The following is a 2,391-nucleotide window of genomic DNA, read 5'->3' as shown; positions in this document are numbered from 1 at the left end:
GCGGCTTCGGCGAGGTCGAATTCCGCCAGATCGCCGACTGGATCATCGAAGTGGTAGACGGCCTGGCCGCCAATGGCGAAGACGGCAACGACGCGGTCGAAGCTAAGGTCAAGGCCGAAGTCGCAGACCTCTGCGCACGTTTCCCGATCTATCCGAACCTGTAAGACGAAGGACCCGAACCCATGAGTTTTCATTCCATTGACCAAGCCCCAGCCCGACTGAACCGAAGTGAATTGGCCGTGCCCGGCAGCCAACCCGGAATGTTCGAAAAGGCAGCCAAATCCGATGTAGACGTCATTTTCCTTGATCTGGAAGACGCGGTTGCACCGGATGAAAAGGAACAGGCCCGCAGGAACATCATTCAGGCGCTGAACGATATCGATTGGGGCAACAAGACCATGTCGGTTCGGATCAACGGTCTGGACACGCATTACATGTACCGCGACGTCGTCGATGTGGTCGAACAGGCGGGTGTTCGGCTGGACCTGATCATGATCCCCAAGGTCGGAACTGCTGCGGATGTCTATGCCGTCGATATGCTGGTGACCCAGATCGAAGACGCCAAGGGTTACAAAAAACGGATCGGGTTCGAGCACATCATCGAAACCGCGCTTGGCATGCAGAATGTCAGTGAGATTGCGGCAGCATCAAAGCGCAATGAAAGCCTTCACTTCGGGGTGGCCGACTATGCGGCCTCGACCCGTGCGCGCACCACGATCATCGGTGGGGTGAACCCGGACTACTCTGTTTTGACCGATGCAGACCCCGAGGGCGGTCGGCAGACCCATTGGGGTGACATGTGGCATTATGCTCTGGCCCGCATGGTAGTTGCAGCGCGCGCCAACGGGCTGCGTCCGATTGATGGGCCTTTTGGCGATTTTCAGGACCCGGACGGTTACAAGGCCGCTGCAAAACGTGCCGCCGTTCTGGGTTGCGAGGGCAAATGGGCCATTCATCCAAGCCAGATCACGCTGGCGAACGAGGTGATGTCGCCGTCCGACGCCGAGGTCAACAAGGCGCAGCGCATTCTTGTTGCCATGGCCGAGGCCGAGGCAGACGGAAAAGGCGCCGTTTCACTGGACGGCCGGCTGATAGATTACGCCTCAATCCGTCAGGCCGAAGTGCTGGTGGAAAAGGCCAGCCAGATTGCTGCGGCGTGAACCAAACCAAAGTTGCGTGGGCAAACTGCCCACGGGATATCATCGCCCGTTGCGCAAGCCGAAGAAGTGCTAGGATCCTTCCGGCGCCATCGACCCCGTGAACCGACGGTCCCGCACATCATCCGGGCTGGTTTTGTAGCAGCGTTGAAACGCACGTTTCAAAGCGACGGGCGATGAAAAACCGGTGGCTGCCGAGATTTCGATCTGCGACATGTTCGTGAACTGCAACAGGTTCTGCGCCCGTTCCAGACGAAGCTCCTTGTATGTGGAAAGAAGCTTTGCTCCGGTTTTGCTCAGGAACCGTCGTTGCAGTTGACGCGTCGAGGTTTTGAGCAAACGGGAAAGGTCCGAGATCGTCAGTGGATCTTCGATATTCTCCTGCATCGCATCCAAAGTGCGCATCACCAGAAGATCGCCTTTTGCCCTGTGTACCAACTGGGCGGCCAACCTGCTTTCGTGTTTTTGCGTAGGTTCGGTCAGGCCGATATAGCTGCGCAATGCGTCCGCTATATGCTCTCCGTGATCCATGGACACGAATTCGGACAACAACCGCAACGCGCTCAGTCTGCTGGTCGCGCTGTGGGGGTGCCCGTCGGCGGCCAGATGGGTTGCCGCACCGCAGCTTTCCAATCCGCTTTCCAGCGCGGCCGCGGCAAAGTTCGGGTGAACCGCAACGATGTTTCGGCCTGCTCTGCCCAGTTGCACCAGCAACAGGACAGCTCCCCCGACCAGAACGGTCCTTGAAGACAGGTTGAGAACTTGCGAAATCCAGGTTCTGCGCGAACCAGAGACGTCCCAGTTGTTCTCCAGGTCGCCCCAGAATATCGCCGTCCGACCTGCCCAATAAAGAGGTCCGCCGACCGAGTCATTTCCGGACACCCGGAGATTGACGACATAAGAGCAGTTTTCGACCAGGCTGTTCAGAGAGTGATAGAACTCGACGACGATCTCAGCCGATGCCAGCGCCCGCGTGTCGCTGAGGATAACATCGATGTGTTTTGTTCTTTCGGGCACCTCCGGCCCGGTCTTTGCCAGGTCGGCGCGATCATTTGCGAGGACATAGTGTTTCATTGTTCCTCCATCGAATTGACGAGAGGCAGCGCCTCGCAGGACGCTGCCCTCATTTTCGGATTTCAATCCGCCAGAGCAAACCGCGGATTGCTACGCCCGGTTCCCTATTCCGCGGCGTCTTCGTATGCGTCCATTGGGGGGCATGTGCAGACGAGGTTTC

Annotated in this window: 2 protein-coding genes and 1 pseudogene; 2 read left to right on the top strand and 1 reads right to left on the bottom strand. The window is 58.0% G+C overall.

Features of this window, described 5'->3' with window-relative positions:
• Positions 1 to 164: pseudogene (gene glyA / locus GOW60_RS21290) on the top strand (serine hydroxymethyltransferase); the annotation flags it as partial.
• An 18-nt stretch (positions 165 to 182) separates the two neighbouring features.
• Entirely contained in the window at positions 183 to 1,160 is a 978-nt protein-coding gene (locus GOW60_RS20985) for a CoA ester lyase (RefSeq protein ID WP_171230817.1), read from the top strand.
• A 69-nt stretch (positions 1,161 to 1,229) separates the two neighbouring features.
• Here GOW60_RS20985 and GOW60_RS20980 read toward each other — a convergent pair whose 3' ends face one another.
• A complete protein-coding gene (locus GOW60_RS20980) occupies positions 1,230 to 2,231 on the bottom strand; it encodes a helix-turn-helix domain-containing protein (RefSeq protein ID WP_171230816.1) in 1,002 nt (333 codons plus the stop codon).
• Positions 2,232 to 2,391: the final 160 nt, after the last annotated feature.

It is taken from the genome of Ruegeria sp. HKCCA4008 (assembly GCF_013033125.1).
GTDB lineage: Bacteria > Pseudomonadota > Alphaproteobacteria > Rhodobacterales > Rhodobacteraceae > Ruegeria.
This window is presented reverse-complemented; position numbering and strand designations above follow the sequence as displayed.